Genomic DNA, 12,658 nt, shown 5'->3' with positions numbered 1-12,658 from the left:
GCGAATGCGGTGTATCTGCGACAGAGATGTCGTCTGATCGACAGCATTCGCGAGCAAGCTCACTCCCACAGGTTTTAAGCGGCTTCTACCCGGCGCTTCTCGGCCAGACGACTACGCCCATACAGCACCGCAATCGCCACCAGCGCCACGGCCTGGGCCGACAACGAGTACGCATCGGCGTGGATCCCCAGCCAGTCGAACTCGAAGAACGGTACCGGACGCGTGCCGAAGATGCCCGCTTCCTGCAACGCCTTGACGCCGTGCCCGGCGAACACCACCGACAGCGCGCACAAGAGCGCAGCGTTGATGCTGAAGAACAGCGCCAGCGGCAGCTTGGCCGAACCGCGCAGAATCACCCACGCCAGGCCCACCAGCAGCACCAGCGCCGTCGCACCACCGGCCAGCACCGCGTTGTGCCCGGCGGGACCTGCCTGCAGCCACAGGGTTTCGTAGAACAGAATCACCTCGAACAGCTCGCGATACACCGAGAAGAACGCCAGCACCGCAAAGCCGAAGCGACCGCCGCCACCGACCAGGCTGCTCTTGATGTAATCCTGCCAGGCCGCTGCATGACGACGGTCGTGCATCCACACGCCCAGCCACAGCACCATCACCGCCGCGAACAGCGCCGTCGCGCCCTCGAGCAATTCGCGCTGCGAGCCACTGACATCGATCACGTACGCCGCCAGCGCCCAGGTACCCAGCCCGGCCAGCAACGCCAGGCCCCAGCCGACGTTGACGCTGCGCACCGCCGACTGCTGGCCGGTGTTGCGCAAAAACGCCAGAATCGCCGCCAGCACCAGAATCGCTTCCAGCCCTTCACGCAGCAGAATCAATAGGCCGGAAATGAAACTCAGCGACGTGCTTAGGCCGTCGCTGCCCAGCAACTGCGCCGATTCCTTGAGCTTGCTCTTGGCCGTGTCCAGCCGCTGCGCCGCCTGCTCGACCGGCAAGCCGTCCTGCAGCGACTGCCGATAGGCCATCAGCGCCTTCTCGGTGTCCTTGCGCACGTTGGCGTCGACGTTGTCCAGCGAGCTTTCCACCAGCTCGAAGCCTTCCAGATACGCCGCCACAGACAGATCGTAGGCCTGTTCGCGATCGCCGGAACGGTACGCGGCCAGGCTCTTGTCCAGCGTCGCGCTGGTGTAGTCGAGCAGTTGCGCCGGCCCACGCTGAACCTGCGGCGGCTGCGCACGCTGGGCACGGAAGGCGGCCGCCGCTTGCGGGCCTTCTGCAGCCAGCACCTCGGCCGGGGTCTGGCGGGCCAGGTCGGCGAGGTTGAACGTCTTGACCGGCTCGGCCTTGGCGTCGGCGGTGAAGCTGGCGATGTAGGTCGCCACATCCCAGCGCTGACGGTCATCGAGCTGATCGGCGAACGACGGCATGTCGGTGCCTTCGATGCCCAGCCCCAGCGTGCTGTAGACGTCGTACAGGCTCAGGCGGTCAAAGCGCGCCGCATCACGCATGTTGGCGGGTGCCGGCTCCATACCGACAGAGGCCGGGCCATCGCCGGCACCCGTGGCGCCATGGCACACCGAGCAATACTGGGCGAACAGCGGCGCTCCCCGCGCGGCGTCCGGCGTGATGATCGGCGCCTGACTCACCTCATAGGCCACGGCCAGTTTCGCGCCCAGTTGCCGCGCCTGACGCGCCACCTGCGCCCCGTCCTGCTTCTGCTCGACCGCTTCGAGCAGCGCCTTGGCGCCTTGCGCCAGTTCAGCCTGCTCGGCGCGAGCGGGCAGGCCTGCGATCAGGTCCTGCACGGCGCCGAGAAACTCGATCTGTTCATGGTATTCGGCTTCATCGACGACCTTGCCGTCCGCCACCGTGGCCGGGTAATCGGCGCTGACGTAGTTGAACAGATGCAGGGCCTGGGCGGCGCCATCGACGGAGTCGGCCCGGGAAGCGGCGCTGAACAGGGTCAGCAGCGCCATCGCCAGGCAGGTCATCACGCGTGAAAGGGAAAACATGAGTGAATCTCAAATAGAAATGCGAAGGGTTGTTATTGTTCATGTCTACCGCCGCGCACTCAAGCTTCACCGCGCAAATGGCCTGATTTTCCGGCTGAAAATGCCGCGAATCAGTGCCCGGCGAGAGATTCGGGTCTGACAAGAAGATGTGTGAACTGTCTGTCAGAACGGTCCGAAACTGGCGTAAGCCATCAAAAAGCCATTGTCTTGGCCCGAGTCATCCTTATAATCCCGGCCCACCATGGCAGGCGGCCATCATCCGCCATGCCTCTACACCGGGCCTCTTGCCCCTCCAATGGACCCGCCTTCACTGGCTCAATCAAGCCAGGCGGCTTTTTCAAGGATTGATCTTGATGTCTTCCCGCGCCTTGACTGCACTCGCGCTGATTACCGCCGTGCAACTGACCGGCTGTGCCGCGTTTCGCAACTACGATTCAGAGCTGCAGCAGACCAACCAGCAACTCACCAGCGGCAACGTCGACGGCGCGCTGACCCTGCTGGAAAAGAACAACACCGGCGAAGACAAAGACCTGCTCTATTACTTCGAGAAAGGCGAACTGCTGCGTTCCAAGGGCGACCTGGCCGGCAGCCAGGCGGCCTGGACCCGAGCCGACCAGACGGTGATCGCCTGGGAAGACTCGGTCAAACTCGACAGCGGCAAGTACCTGGCCCAGTTCGGCAGCTACCTGGTGAACGACAAGGTGCGCCGCTACGAAGGCTACGACTACGAAAAGGTCATGCTGACCACCCAGATGGCGCTGAACCTGCTGGCGAAGAACGACTTCGAAGGCGCGCGCACCGAAATCAAGAAAACCCACGAGCGCGAAGCCGTCATCGCCGAACTGCGCGACAAGCAGTACCTCAAGAGCGAAGACGAAGCCAAGACTCAGGGCGTGAGCACGCAGTACAAGGACCTCAAGGGCTATCCGGTGGAGTCCCTGGATGCGCCTGAAGTCGTCAGCCTGAAGAACAGCTATCAGAGCGCGTTCAGCCATTATCTGGCCGGTTTCGTCTACGAAGCGCTGGGCGAGAAAGACCTGGCTGCGCCGGGCTATCGTCAGGCCGCAGAGCTGCGCCCGAACACTCCACTGCTGGATCAGGCGCTGCTCAATCTGGACGCCGCCGGCAGCAAGAACTCCGCCACCGACGGCAGCGAAGTGCTGATCGTGGTGCAGACCGGTTTCGCCCCGGCCCGCGATTCGGTGCGTATCCCGCTGCCGCTGCCGATCAGCAACAACATCGTGATCACCCCGCTGTCGTTCCCGGTGATCAAACCGGACAACTCCACGCCGTTCTTCAACCAGATCGGCCTGGACGGGCAACAGGTCAACCTGACCTCGCTCAACAGCACCTCGGCGATGTCGCGCCGCGCCCTGCGTGACGACATGCCCGGCATCATCGTGCGCACCAGCGTGCGGGCCATCACCCGTGGCGTGACCCAGAAGAAACTCAACGAGGCCAACCCGCTGGCAGGCCTGGCGGTGGGCATCGCTTCGGCGGTGGTCGAAGGCGCGGACACCCGTACCTGGCGCACCCTGCCGGACAACACGCTGGTGGCGCGCATGCGTCTGAAGCAAGGCGAGCACCAGGTGGTTCTGCCCTCCTCGCTGGGCGGCACTCACGTACAGGTCAAGATCGACCGCCCTTATCAAGTCGTCACCCTGCGCGCCATCGGCAATCAGGTGTACACCGACGGCCTGGCCGCTCACGTCATCCCGTCAAGCCTGCCCCAGGCCGTGGCTGCCAACAAACCCTGATCGGAGATAGTCATGCGTTGCAAGTTTCTGGGCGTGATGGCGTTCGCGCTGCTCGCCGGTTGTGCCACCCCGCCGCCCCCTGCTCCCGGCACGGCCGCCAGCAAGGTGGTGGCCATGGGCGATTTGAAGAACATCGAGATCGGCCCGATGCGCGTCGCGCGGGAAAACGGCTTTCTGACCGTCAACGTCTCGGTGCGCAACACCAGCCGTTACAACAAGACGATGTATTACCGCTTCGCCTGGCTGGGCAACGACGGCTTCCCGGTTGCCGAACCCGAGACCTGGAAAACCCTGGCGCTGTACGGCTCGCAGAGCAGCTTTGTGCCCGCCATCGCCCCGGTGCCGAAGGCCACTGACTTCCGCCTTGAAGTCAAAACCCCTTGATCGAGCAAGATTCGCTCTAACGAAGAGATCCTGAACATGCGTTCCATCCGCCTCACGCTTCTCGCCGCCGTCGCCCTGCTGGCCACCGGCTGCGCCAACAACTCGCCGACCCTGGGCAGCAAGAACATCAGCTACGGCGACACCAAGGCTGTCGAGACCGTCACCAACGAATTCGGCTCCACCGACCTGCAAATGATCGCCGAGAGCATGACCCGCTCGCTGGCGCAGTCCGGCACCCTGCAGGGCCGTCCGGTGGTGCAGGTCTATGACGTGAAGAACAAGACCAGCGAGTACATCGACACTCGCGAGATCACCACCACCATCAAGACCCAGCTGATGAAGTCCGGCACTGCGCGCTTTGCCAGCGACAACACCGACATGCAAAGCCAGGTCGACCAGCTCAAGCTGCAGAACCAGAGCGGCCTGTACAAGAAATCCACCGTCAGCAAGACCGGCAACATGGTCGCCGCCAAGTACCGCCTGGAAGGCTCGATCAGCTCGATCGTCAAGCGCAGCAGCGACTACAAGGACGTCTTCTACAAATTCAGCCTGCAACTGATCGACGTTGAAAGCGGCATCGCTGAATGGATGGACGAGAAAGAAATCCGCAAGACCACGGAGCGCTAAGCGATGCGTGCATGGATCGGCATTCTGAGCCTCGTGTGCGCCGTCGGCGCCCAGGCCGCCCCGAAAGTCGCGGTCACGGACATGGCCTTCGAGCAGCAGGTGGAGGAGTACATCCACACCGTCTCGGCCCAGACCAGCTTCCAGGCCAACCGTTACAGCGCCAGCGGCTCGGCCAGCTACAACGAGTACGAGGCGCGCAACACCTACATCGAGCAGGGCGAGCTGCGCAAATTCAGCGGCGACATCAAGGGCGAGATTCTCAAATCCGGCCTGTTCCAGCTGGTGCAGGGCACGCCGTACACGGCAGGTGCGAAGGAAGACGTGTATGACGTCATCAAGCGCATCAAGAACGGCAACTTCAAGGGCGCCGACTACGTGCTGTTCGGCACGGTCTCGGACATCGACTTCCATCAGGACGTCGGCGAGATCGCCAACACCAACGCTCACTCAGCGGTGCTGAGCCTGACGCTGGTGGGCGACTTCAGCCTGATCAACACCCGCACCTTCGAGATCACCTCGGCCTTTACGGCGATGGGCGAAGGCCAGGCCACCAAGCTGGTGAACGGCAACGACGTGCGCGTCTCGCCCAACCGCGGCCTGGTGGTGCGGGAAGTGTCGAAGTCGATTGGCGTGGATGTGGCGCGTCAGTTGCGTGAGCAACTGCGTGGCGAAGTGGAGTATTCCCAGGGCGAGCCTGCACCGCGCAATAACCTGCCGCGTGACGAGGCGTCGAAGATTTTGCGTTGAGTTTTACGTCAACGCGAATCTTGTGGGAGTGAGCTTGCTCACGAATGGAAGTACAGCCGCAAGATCTGCAGCGGTTGAACTCCGCATTCGTGAGCAAGCTCACTCCCACAAATTTATCTACTGGCTACTCATGCGCGATGCAACGTGGCCAGAAACGCCGCCGCACTGACAAACAACCCTGCGAACGTGCGGTTCATCCGGCGTTGCTGCTTGGGCGTCTTGAGCGCGCGCAGCACCTTGGAAGCCAGCCCCGTGTAACCGGCCATGACGGTCAGGTCCACCGCCACCATGGTCACGGTGATGGTCAGGTATTGCGGCAGCAGCGGCAGATGGGTGTCGATGAACTGCGGCAGGATCGCCAGCATGAACACCAGCGCCTTGGGGTTGCTGATGTTCACCAGAAAGCCCCGCGCCACCAGCGCCAGCGGCTTGCCGATCGGGCGAATGGCAGCGTTGTCGGAAAGATCGGTAGGCAGTGCGCGCCATTGCTTGATGCCCAGGTACACCAGGTACGCCACACCGAACCACTTGATCAGGGTGAACGCCAGCGCCGAGGCCGCGAGCACCGCGCCAAGGCCGGCGGCGATGATCGCGATCTGCACGATGAGCGCCAGTTGCAGGCCCAGCGCGTTCCAGTAACCGCGCCAGAAGCCGTATTGCAGACCGCTGGACATCGAGGCGATGGCGCCCGCGCCCGGAGAGAGACTGATGACCCAGCAGGCGGCGAAGAACGCCAGCCATGTTTCGAGCGACATTGCGCACCTCAGGCAAGAATGAAACGTTGCCCTAACCTAAGGTGTCTGCGGCTTGAAAACCAATTATTTCTAACTGTTGCGGCGACTTGGCAGATAGCTGTGCAGGTGAGTCAGCCCTGACTCTGCTCGGCGGCGCGCTTCTCGCCCGAAATGATCGGCGTGCCATCGTTACCACGCCAGCGGCGGATCGACTTCTGGAAGAACTGGCTATTGGGCACCTGCACCAGCGTACCGCCCAGCTCGGCCGGCTCCACCAGGGTGGTGAACATCAGGTTGATGGCCGTGACCCGGCCCTTGATGCCGGGTTTGTCGGTGGTGTCCACCAACTCCACCACATCGCCGATGCGAAACGGCCCCATGGTGAAGATGAACACGGCACACAGAAGGTTCGACAGCACGCTCCACATGGCGAAGAACGCCACCGCGGCCACCGCCACGAACCCCGACAACGCCGCCCACAGCACCGACGCCGAAACGCCAAGACGCCCCAGCACCGCCACCAGCGCGGTGCCCATGATCAGCCAGCGCAGGCCGCCGCGCACCATCACCAGCAGCTCCGGCGGCAGCAGCGGATAACGTTCGGCGATGCGGGTCAGAAAACGCGCGACGAAGCGCTGCAAGGTGTAGCCGATCAGCAGGATCAGCAGAATCTGCAGCGCCACCAGAATCGGTTCGATCCAGTACGCCGGAACCAGCAAGGCCAACGACTCCATCAGGCCCAGGCCTCCATCAAGACAGTGCTTCCAATTCGGCCTGCATCGACTCCAGCAGCTCCAGCGCCTCCATCCACGCCTCTTCCACTTCGGACTCACGCGCCTTGAGTCTGGCCTGTTCGGCCAGCAGGTCGCGCAATTTGTCCTTGTTCACGGCTTCGTAGATTTCACTGTCGCCCAGCGAAGTTTCGACCTTGGCCATCTTCTCGTGCAGGGTGTTGAGTTCCTTCTCCAGCTTCTCGGCCTCACGCTTGTGCGGCGCCAGTTGCTGACGCAGGGCGGCGGCCTGTTGGCGCTGCGCCTTCTTGTCGGTCTTGTCGACGTTGACCGGCGTGCTGCTCACCGGCGCGTTGCGCTGACGGTAATCGGCCAGCCAGCGGGTGTAGTCGTCCAGGTCGCCGTCGAACTCCTCGACCACGCCATCGGCCACCAGCAGGAAGTTGTCAGTGGTGCTCTTGAGCAGGTGCCGGTCGTGGGAAACCACCAGCACCGCGCCGCTGAACTCTTGCAGGGCCATGGTCAGCGCCAGGCGCATTTCCAAGTCCAGGTGGTTGGTCGGTTCGTCGAGCAGCAACAGGTTGGGCTTGTCCCAGGCAATCAGGGCCAGGGCCAGGCGCGCTTTTTCGCCACCGGAGAAATTCACCACTGGCTCGTCCAGGCGCGCACCGCGGAAGTCGAAACCGCCGAGGAAGTCGCGCAGGGTCTGTTCACGCTCGTTCGGCGCAATGCGTTGCAGGTGCAGCAACGGGTTGGCCTTGGCGTCCAGCGAGTCGAGCTGATGCTGGGCGAAGTAGCCGACCGTGGTGTTCTCGCCGCGATAAAGACGCCCGCTCAGCGGCTCCAGCTCACCGGCCAGGTTCTTGATCAACGTGGACTTACCGGCACCGTTCGGGCCCAGCAGGCCGATGCGCGCACCCGGCGTCAGTTGAAGTTTGACCTTCTGCAGAATGGTCTTGTCGCCATAGCCCAATTGGGCATCGGACAGGTCCAGCAGCGGGCTGGAAATCTTTTCCGACTCACGGAAAGTGAAGTTGAACGGCGAATCCACGTGGGCGGCCGACAACTCTTCCATGCGTTCCAGCGCCTTGATCCGGCTCTGGGCCTGACGGGCCTTGGTCGCCTGCGCCTTGAAGCGGGCGATGTACTTTTCCATGTGCGCGCGCTGGGCCTGCTGCTTCTCGTAGGCTTGCTGCTGCTGAGCCAGGCGCTCGGCGCGAGCCCGCTCGAAGGCGCTGTAGCCGCCGCGGTACAGGGTGATCTTCTTCTGCTCGACGTGGGCGATGTGATCGACCACCGAATCGAGGAAATCCCGGTCGTGGGAAATCAGCAGCAACGTGCCGGGATAACCCTTGAGCCAGTCTTCGAGCCAGAGAATGGCGTCGAGGTCCAGGTGGTTGGTCGGCTCGTCGAGCAGCAGCAGGTCCGATGGGCACATCAGGGCCTGCGCCAGGTTCAGACGCATCCGCCAGCCGCCGGAGAAACTTCCGACCTGCCGCTCCATCTGATCATTGGTAAAGCCAAGACCGGCCAGCAGTTTGCGGGCGCGGGCGTCGGCGGTGTACCCATCGGCGCTGTCGAGCTCCGCGTGCAACCGCGCTTGAGCCGCGCCGTCGTGAGCAGCTTCGGCAGCGGCCAGATCACGCTGTACCTGACGCAGACGGATATCACCGTCCAGCACGTAGTCCACCGCCAGGCGTTCGAGGGTATCGACCTCCTGGCGCATGTGGGCAATGCGCCAATCGGCGGGCAGCGAGCAGTCGCCGTTGTCCGGGGACAATTCGCCGCGCAGCAAGGCGAACAGGCTGGATTTACCAGCGCCGTTGGCGCCGATCAGGCCGGCTTTCTGGCCGGCGTGCAGGGTCAGCTCGGCGTCTTCTAGCAGACGTTGCGGACCACGCTGTAAGGTGAGGCTTTGAAGTCGGATCATAATGGCGGCGGAGTCTACCAGCTTCGTCCAGAACAGGTAGATGACTATGCATGTGGACCTCTGGAGTTTCACCCTGGATTTTTACTCGCGCCCCGGCGTGGAACAGGCGTGTCTGGCCCTGCAAACCCACGGCGGCAATGTCTGCGCTCTGTTGTGCGGTGTCTGGCTGGACCAGAACCGGATCCCTTTCGACGCAGGCCGTGCGGAGGAAATCAGACAATTGGCGCAGCCCTGGCACGATCAGGTGGTCGGCCCTCTGCGGGCGTTGCGCACGCAATGGAAAACCGCCGCCCTCAGCGATGAGGAGCTGAGCGCGCTGCGCGAACGGGTGAAGGTGCTGGAGCTCGATGCCGAGCGAGAACTGCTGGTGAGGTTGCAACGGCTGATTCAGGACTGGCCTGAGCGAGGCGCGCAAAGAACTGGCGCCTGGCTGGAAGCGCTCGCGGGGGACGCCGCGAACCTTGCCCCCGACGCACTGCAGGTCGTGCAGCACGCCGGGGAGGACATCACTTAGGAAGCGCTGCTTGGCGTCGAGCCGGTCGCTTGCGTGGCTGCTGGAGTAGCAGTGGTCACTGGAGCGGAAGGCGCGGCGGCCGGCGTCGACGCTGCCGGAGCAGGTGTCGCAGGCTTGGCGGCTGTGGTGGCTGTCGCAGGTTTTGCGGCTGGCTTGGCGGCTGCGGGTTTCGCGGTCGGCTTGGCGGCAGGTTTTGCAGCAGCTGGCTTGGCGGCAGCAGGCTTGGCAGCAACCGGTTTGGCCGCAGGCTTCGCAGCAGTGGCAGGCTTGGCAGCGGGGGCTTTGGCCGCTGGTTTGGCAGCAGGTTTTGCCGCGGGCTTAGCAGCAGGTTTCGCTGCAGCGGTCGCAGGTTTGGCGGCTGGTTTCGCCGCTGCAGTTCTGGCAGGCGCTTTCGCAGCTACTGGTGCTTTTGCAGCAGGCTTGGCGGCTGGCTTGCTCGCAGCTTTGGCTGCTGGCTTGGCAGCGACTGGCGCCTTGGCAGCGGCAGGTTTTGCAGCTGCAGTTTTAGCCGCAGGCTTGGCCGCTGCTTTTACCGGAGCCTTGGCCGCAGGTTTTGCAGCCGCCTTGACCGGCGCTTTCGCTGCGGTGGTTTTGGCAGGTGCCTTGGCTGCAGCTGCCGCCTTGGCAGGTGCTTTGGCCGCAGGCTTGGCAGCGGTTTTCGCAGCGGGCTTGGCTGCAGGTTTTGCCGCCACTTTGGTCGGCGCCTTGGCAGCGCGGTCGCTCAGCGCCTTGCCGACGGCTTCCTTCACACGACCCACGCCCTGCGCCAGCTTCAGGCTTTCCTGAGCGTCGCGCTTGAGGTTCTGGATGTAGGTGCGGGTTTCGGTCTGACGATCTTTCAGCGCATCGAGCAGCGCTTCGAGTTCGGAAACGGCGTCTTTGGCCTTGGCTTGAGCCTTGGCTTTGCCGGCAGCGGCAGCGTCTTGCAGTTTGGTGCGCGACTTATGCAGTTTTTCCTGCGCCTTGCCGCGTTGTTTTTCCAGCTTGGCGAGCAACTTCTCGGCATCAGCCAAGGCTGTGGAACAGGCATTTTCCAGATGTTCGAGCAAGCTGCTCGAGAGTTGTTGGAGCAAATGCAACGGAGTGTTTACTGGCTTCTTGGTGGCCGACATGACGTTCCTCCTGACTGATTTGAATGCGGCTCATACTAGACCTCTGCCCGCAACGCCGCTAGGGCATCTTGACACTACAATTTCCGGCTTGTTGCACAGATGCTAAAAACAGCACATCTGCCCATCACATTCGGCTCGCGGCGCTGGCATAATCGCCACTCCCCAGGCCGGAGAGCATTCATGTCGCGCTACCTGTTAATGTCGTTGTTCCTCTTGGTACCCCTTGCTCACGCGACCGATGCCCCACCCGCCGACAATGCCCATGATCTGGCCTACAGCCTGGGGGCGAGCCTGGGTGAGCGTCTGCGTCAGGAGGCGCCGGACCTGCAACTGCCCGCGCTGATCGAAGGCCTGCAGCAGGCTTATCAGAACAAGCCGCTGGCGATCAAACAGGAGCGCATGGAGCAGATTCTCAGCGACCATGATGCCGCGCTCACGCAGGCCGAAAATTCCGGCCAGTCCGAGCCGCAGACCGAAGCGGCGATGAAAGAAGAACGCCGCTTCATGGACAGCGAAAAAGCCAAGCCGGGTGTGCGCCAGCTCGCCGACGGCATTCTGATGACCGAGCTGACGCCGGGCTCGGGCCCCAAGCCCGACATCAATGGCCGCGTCCAGGTGAAGTACGTCGGGCGCCTGCCGGACGGCACGATCTTCGATCAGAGCCAGCAGCCGCAGTGGTTCCGCCTGGACAGCGTGATCGCCGGCTGGACCACGGCGCTTGCCGACATGCCGGTGGGAGCGAAATGGCGCCTGGTGATTCCGTCCGCTCAGGCGTATGGCGCAGAAGGCGCAGGCGATCTGATCGACCCGTTCACCCCGCTGGTGTTTGAAATCGAGCTGCTGGGCGTCTCGAAATAAGCAAACTGACAGGCAATAAAAAAGGGTGCTGGATAGCACCCTTTTTGTTGAGCCATCGACTCAGGCCTGAGCCGCCGTCGATTCGCTGTGCGCCGTATGCAGCACTTCGATGAGGCAGTCTTCGAGCTCGAAACGCTCGTGGAGCAGACCGCCCAGCTCCTTGAATTTTTCAGCGACGCATTTGCCCTGATCGCAGAGGTCGTTGAACGCCAGCAGCTTCTGGGTGATGACTTCGATGCGCGGATAGAGGGTATCGGCCAGTTCCAGACCACGGGTGTCGTTGAACGCCTTGGCCTCGCCGTTGAGTTGTTCGTAGATTTCGAAATGCCCGGCCGACACGTAATCGACCAGCAATGCGCAGAAATCCTGCAGCGGTTTTTTCGTTTTGGACAATGACTCAGGGTCCGCGCCGAGATTGTCGTACGCCTGAATCAGATCGTTACGCTCCTGCAGCCAGCGATCGATCAGCTTGTGAACCCCGCCCCAGCGCTCCTGAGCATTCTGACAACTTTCCAGCATGATGTTCTCTCTTCCCTTCAGGGGCACACCGGCGCAAAAAAAAGGGTTTGCGATCCGGGCAGATGCCAGTGAAAACCTGCTTTGAAAAACGTCGATTGCAGCCTTGTTCCGATGACGCGTGCGGCCCAGATTATGCCCGCTGGACCATGCCTTCAAGGTACGCAGGCGATAAAGTTCATACAAGCGTTTAATCCGGCGCGCCCACATTCATTGACGCAAAGCTGCGAAATTCGATGAAAAGGTAGTAGAGGGCAAACAAGCTGATCCCGGAAAACGCCAGCAGGCTCCACTCCGGAACAGTGATGCCGAAAAGTGACCAGGTGATTTCAGCACACCCGGCGGCACCGATGAGAATCAGATAGACGACCTTCAGATAAGGCTGGGTGTCGAGCAGGTGTTGCAGGTTCGCCACACAGGAGGCCAGATCCTCGGGAGGCGAGTCTTGCAACCAGACTTGCCGGGCAGCGACCGCAGCGCCGGCCAGCGCCACGCCAAGCAGAACGCCGGAATACACCCGCCAGCCAGACCGACCCGGCTTGTGCAGTGCAGCCACCAGACAGATGCCTGAACAGGCCAGCAACAGCGCACGCTGAACGAAGCACAGCGGGCAAGGCGCTCCCGCTGCGACACGTTCGAGATAGAGCGCCGCGACCACGCCGGATGCGCAGGCAAAAAATGCCAGAAAGAACAGGGAGCGCGTGCGGGCCAGATGCATGGAAAATCCGTAACAAAAGACGAAGGCGGCTACGGTAGAGGAAAGACAGACCTGCTTTCA

Annotated in this window: 13 protein-coding genes; 6 read left to right on the top strand and 7 right to left on the bottom strand. The window is 62.5% G+C overall.

Annotated elements, in window-relative coordinates; all coding sequences use genetic code 11:
* Positions 1-74: 74 nt before the first annotated feature.
* A complete protein-coding gene (locus AC1MEK_RS27865; protein ID WP_480399495.1) occupies positions 75-1,949 on the bottom strand; it encodes an FTR1 family protein in 1,875 nt (624 codons plus the stop codon).
* A gap of 374 nt (positions 1,950-2,323) precedes the next feature.
* Between AC1MEK_RS27865 and AC1MEK_RS27860 the strand changes: the two genes are divergently transcribed.
* The 4 genes from AC1MEK_RS27860 to AC1MEK_RS27845 are packed head-to-tail and all read left to right on the top strand — an operon-like array spanning position 2,324 to position 5,485.
* Positions 2,324-3,727: a COG3014 family protein gene (locus AC1MEK_RS27860; protein WP_480399469.1), complete on the top strand. Its 1,404-nt coding sequence runs from the start codon at positions 2,324-2,326 to the stop codon at positions 3,725-3,727.
* Between the two features lie 12 nt (positions 3,728-3,739).
* A complete protein-coding gene (locus AC1MEK_RS27855) occupies positions 3,740-4,111 on the top strand; it encodes a YcfL family putative periplasmic lipoprotein (protein ID WP_480399468.1) in 372 nt (123 codons plus the stop codon).
* Between the two features lie 36 nt (positions 4,112-4,147).
* Entirely contained in the window at positions 4,148-4,738 is a 591-nt protein-coding gene (gene lpoB / locus AC1MEK_RS27850) for a penicillin-binding protein activator LpoB (protein ID WP_480399467.1), read from the top strand.
* A 3-nt stretch (positions 4,739-4,741) separates the two neighbouring features.
* Positions 4,742-5,485, top strand: a complete 744-nt coding sequence (locus tag AC1MEK_RS27845; protein WP_480399466.1) for a penicillin-binding protein activator LpoB — start codon at positions 4,742-4,744, stop codon at positions 5,483-5,485.
* Positions 5,486-5,613: 128 nt separating this feature from the next.
* On the opposite strand, the gene AC1MEK_RS27840 is transcribed toward AC1MEK_RS27845, so the two are convergent.
* The 3 genes from AC1MEK_RS27840 to AC1MEK_RS27830 form a co-directional block, all read right to left on the bottom strand.
* Positions 5,614-6,240: a LysE family transporter gene (locus AC1MEK_RS27840; RefSeq protein WP_480399465.1), complete on the bottom strand. Its 627-nt coding sequence runs from the start codon at positions 6,238-6,240 to the stop codon at positions 5,614-5,616.
* Between the two features lie 110 nt (positions 6,241-6,350).
* Complete coding sequence (locus tag AC1MEK_RS27835; protein ID WP_480399464.1) at positions 6,351-6,953, bottom strand: mechanosensitive ion channel domain-containing protein; 603 nt, start codon at positions 6,951-6,953, stop codon at positions 6,351-6,353.
* A 16-nt stretch (positions 6,954-6,969) separates the two neighbouring features.
* Positions 6,970-8,880: an ATP-binding cassette domain-containing protein gene (locus tag AC1MEK_RS27830; protein WP_480399463.1), complete on the bottom strand. Its 1,911-nt coding sequence runs from the start codon at positions 8,878-8,880 to the stop codon at positions 6,970-6,972.
* Between the two features lie 46 nt (positions 8,881-8,926).
* On the opposite strand from AC1MEK_RS27830, the gene AC1MEK_RS27825 reads away from it, so the two are divergent.
* Positions 8,927-9,394, top strand: a complete 468-nt coding sequence (locus AC1MEK_RS27825; RefSeq protein WP_480399494.1) for a TIGR02444 family protein — start codon at positions 8,927-8,929, stop codon at positions 9,392-9,394.
* On the opposite strand, the gene AC1MEK_RS27820 is transcribed toward AC1MEK_RS27825, so the two are convergent.
* Positions 9,391-10,506 (bottom strand): AlgP family protein, encoded by a 1,116-nt coding sequence (locus tag AC1MEK_RS27820; protein ID WP_480399462.1) that lies wholly within the window; start codon positions 10,504-10,506, stop codon positions 9,391-9,393. The two genes, AC1MEK_RS27825 and AC1MEK_RS27820, sit on opposite strands and share 4 nt — an antisense overlap.
* Before the next feature lie 180 nt (positions 10,507-10,686).
* On the opposite strand from AC1MEK_RS27820, the gene AC1MEK_RS27815 reads away from it, so the two are divergent.
* On the top strand, positions 10,687-11,364 hold the full coding sequence (locus AC1MEK_RS27815; protein WP_480399461.1) for an FKBP-type peptidyl-prolyl cis-trans isomerase: 678 nt from the start codon (positions 10,687-10,689) through the stop codon (positions 11,362-11,364).
* A gap of 60 nt (positions 11,365-11,424) precedes the next feature.
* On the opposite strand, the gene rsd is transcribed toward AC1MEK_RS27815, so the two are convergent.
* Together rsd and AC1MEK_RS27805 are read right to left on the bottom strand one after the other, a co-directional pair.
* The gene (rsd, locus tag AC1MEK_RS27810; RefSeq protein ID WP_480399460.1) at positions 11,425-11,883 is read right to left on the bottom strand and encodes a sigma D regulator; all 459 of its coding nucleotides are present in this window, start codon (positions 11,881-11,883) and stop codon (positions 11,425-11,427) included.
* A 187-nt stretch (positions 11,884-12,070) separates the two neighbouring features.
* Positions 12,071-12,598 (bottom strand): disulfide bond formation protein B, encoded by a 528-nt coding sequence (locus AC1MEK_RS27805; RefSeq protein WP_480399459.1) that lies wholly within the window; start codon positions 12,596-12,598, stop codon positions 12,071-12,073.
* Positions 12,599-12,658 lie beyond the last annotated feature (60 nt).

The organism is Pseudomonas sp. 2 (assembly GCF_056627435.1).
This window is presented reverse-complemented; position numbering and strand designations above follow the sequence as displayed.

What these genes read in the sequence shown, in the direction of transcription:
- AC1MEK_RS27855 (WP_480399468.1), top strand. Translation starts at nt 3,740, where the DNA reads ATGCGTTGCAAGTTTCTGGGCGTGATGGCGTTCGCGCTGCTCGCCGGT.
- AC1MEK_RS27845 (WP_480399466.1), top strand. Translation starts at nt 4,742, where the DNA reads ATGCGTGCATGGATCGGCATTCTGAGCCTCGTGTGCGCCGTCGGCGCC.
- AC1MEK_RS27860 (WP_480399469.1), top strand. Translation starts at nt 2,324, where the DNA reads ATGTCTTCCCGCGCCTTGACTGCACTCGCGCTGATTACCGCCGTGCAA.
- AC1MEK_RS27830 (WP_480399463.1), bottom strand. Translation starts at nt 8,880, where the DNA reads ATGATCCGACTTCAAAGCCTCACCTTACAGCGTGGTCCGCAACGTCTG.
- AC1MEK_RS27865 (WP_480399495.1), bottom strand. Translation starts at nt 1,949, where the DNA reads ATGACCTGCCTGGCGATGGCGCTGCTGACCCTGTTCAGCGCCGCTTCC.
- AC1MEK_RS27805 (WP_480399459.1), bottom strand. Translation starts at nt 12,598, where the DNA reads ATGCATCTGGCCCGCACGCGCTCCCTGTTCTTTCTGGCATTTTTTGCC.
- AC1MEK_RS27825 (WP_480399494.1), top strand. Translation starts at nt 8,927, where the DNA reads ATGCATGTGGACCTCTGGAGTTTCACCCTGGATTTTTACTCGCGCCCC.
- AC1MEK_RS27820 (WP_480399462.1), bottom strand. Translation starts at nt 10,506, where the DNA reads ATGTCGGCCACCAAGAAGCCAGTAAACACTCCGTTGCATTTGCTCCAA.
- lpoB (WP_480399467.1), top strand. Translation starts at nt 4,148, where the DNA reads ATGCGTTCCATCCGCCTCACGCTTCTCGCCGCCGTCGCCCTGCTGGCC.
- rsd (WP_480399460.1), bottom strand. Translation starts at nt 11,883, where the DNA reads ATGCTGGAAAGTTGTCAGAATGCTCAGGAGCGCTGGGGCGGGGTTCAC.
- AC1MEK_RS27835 (WP_480399464.1), bottom strand. Translation starts at nt 6,953, where the DNA reads ATGGAGTCGTTGGCCTTGCTGGTTCCGGCGTACTGGATCGAACCGATT.
- AC1MEK_RS27815 (WP_480399461.1), top strand. Translation starts at nt 10,687, where the DNA reads ATGTCGCGCTACCTGTTAATGTCGTTGTTCCTCTTGGTACCCCTTGCT.
- AC1MEK_RS27840 (WP_480399465.1), bottom strand. Translation starts at nt 6,240, where the DNA reads ATGTCGCTCGAAACATGGCTGGCGTTCTTCGCCGCCTGCTGGGTCATC.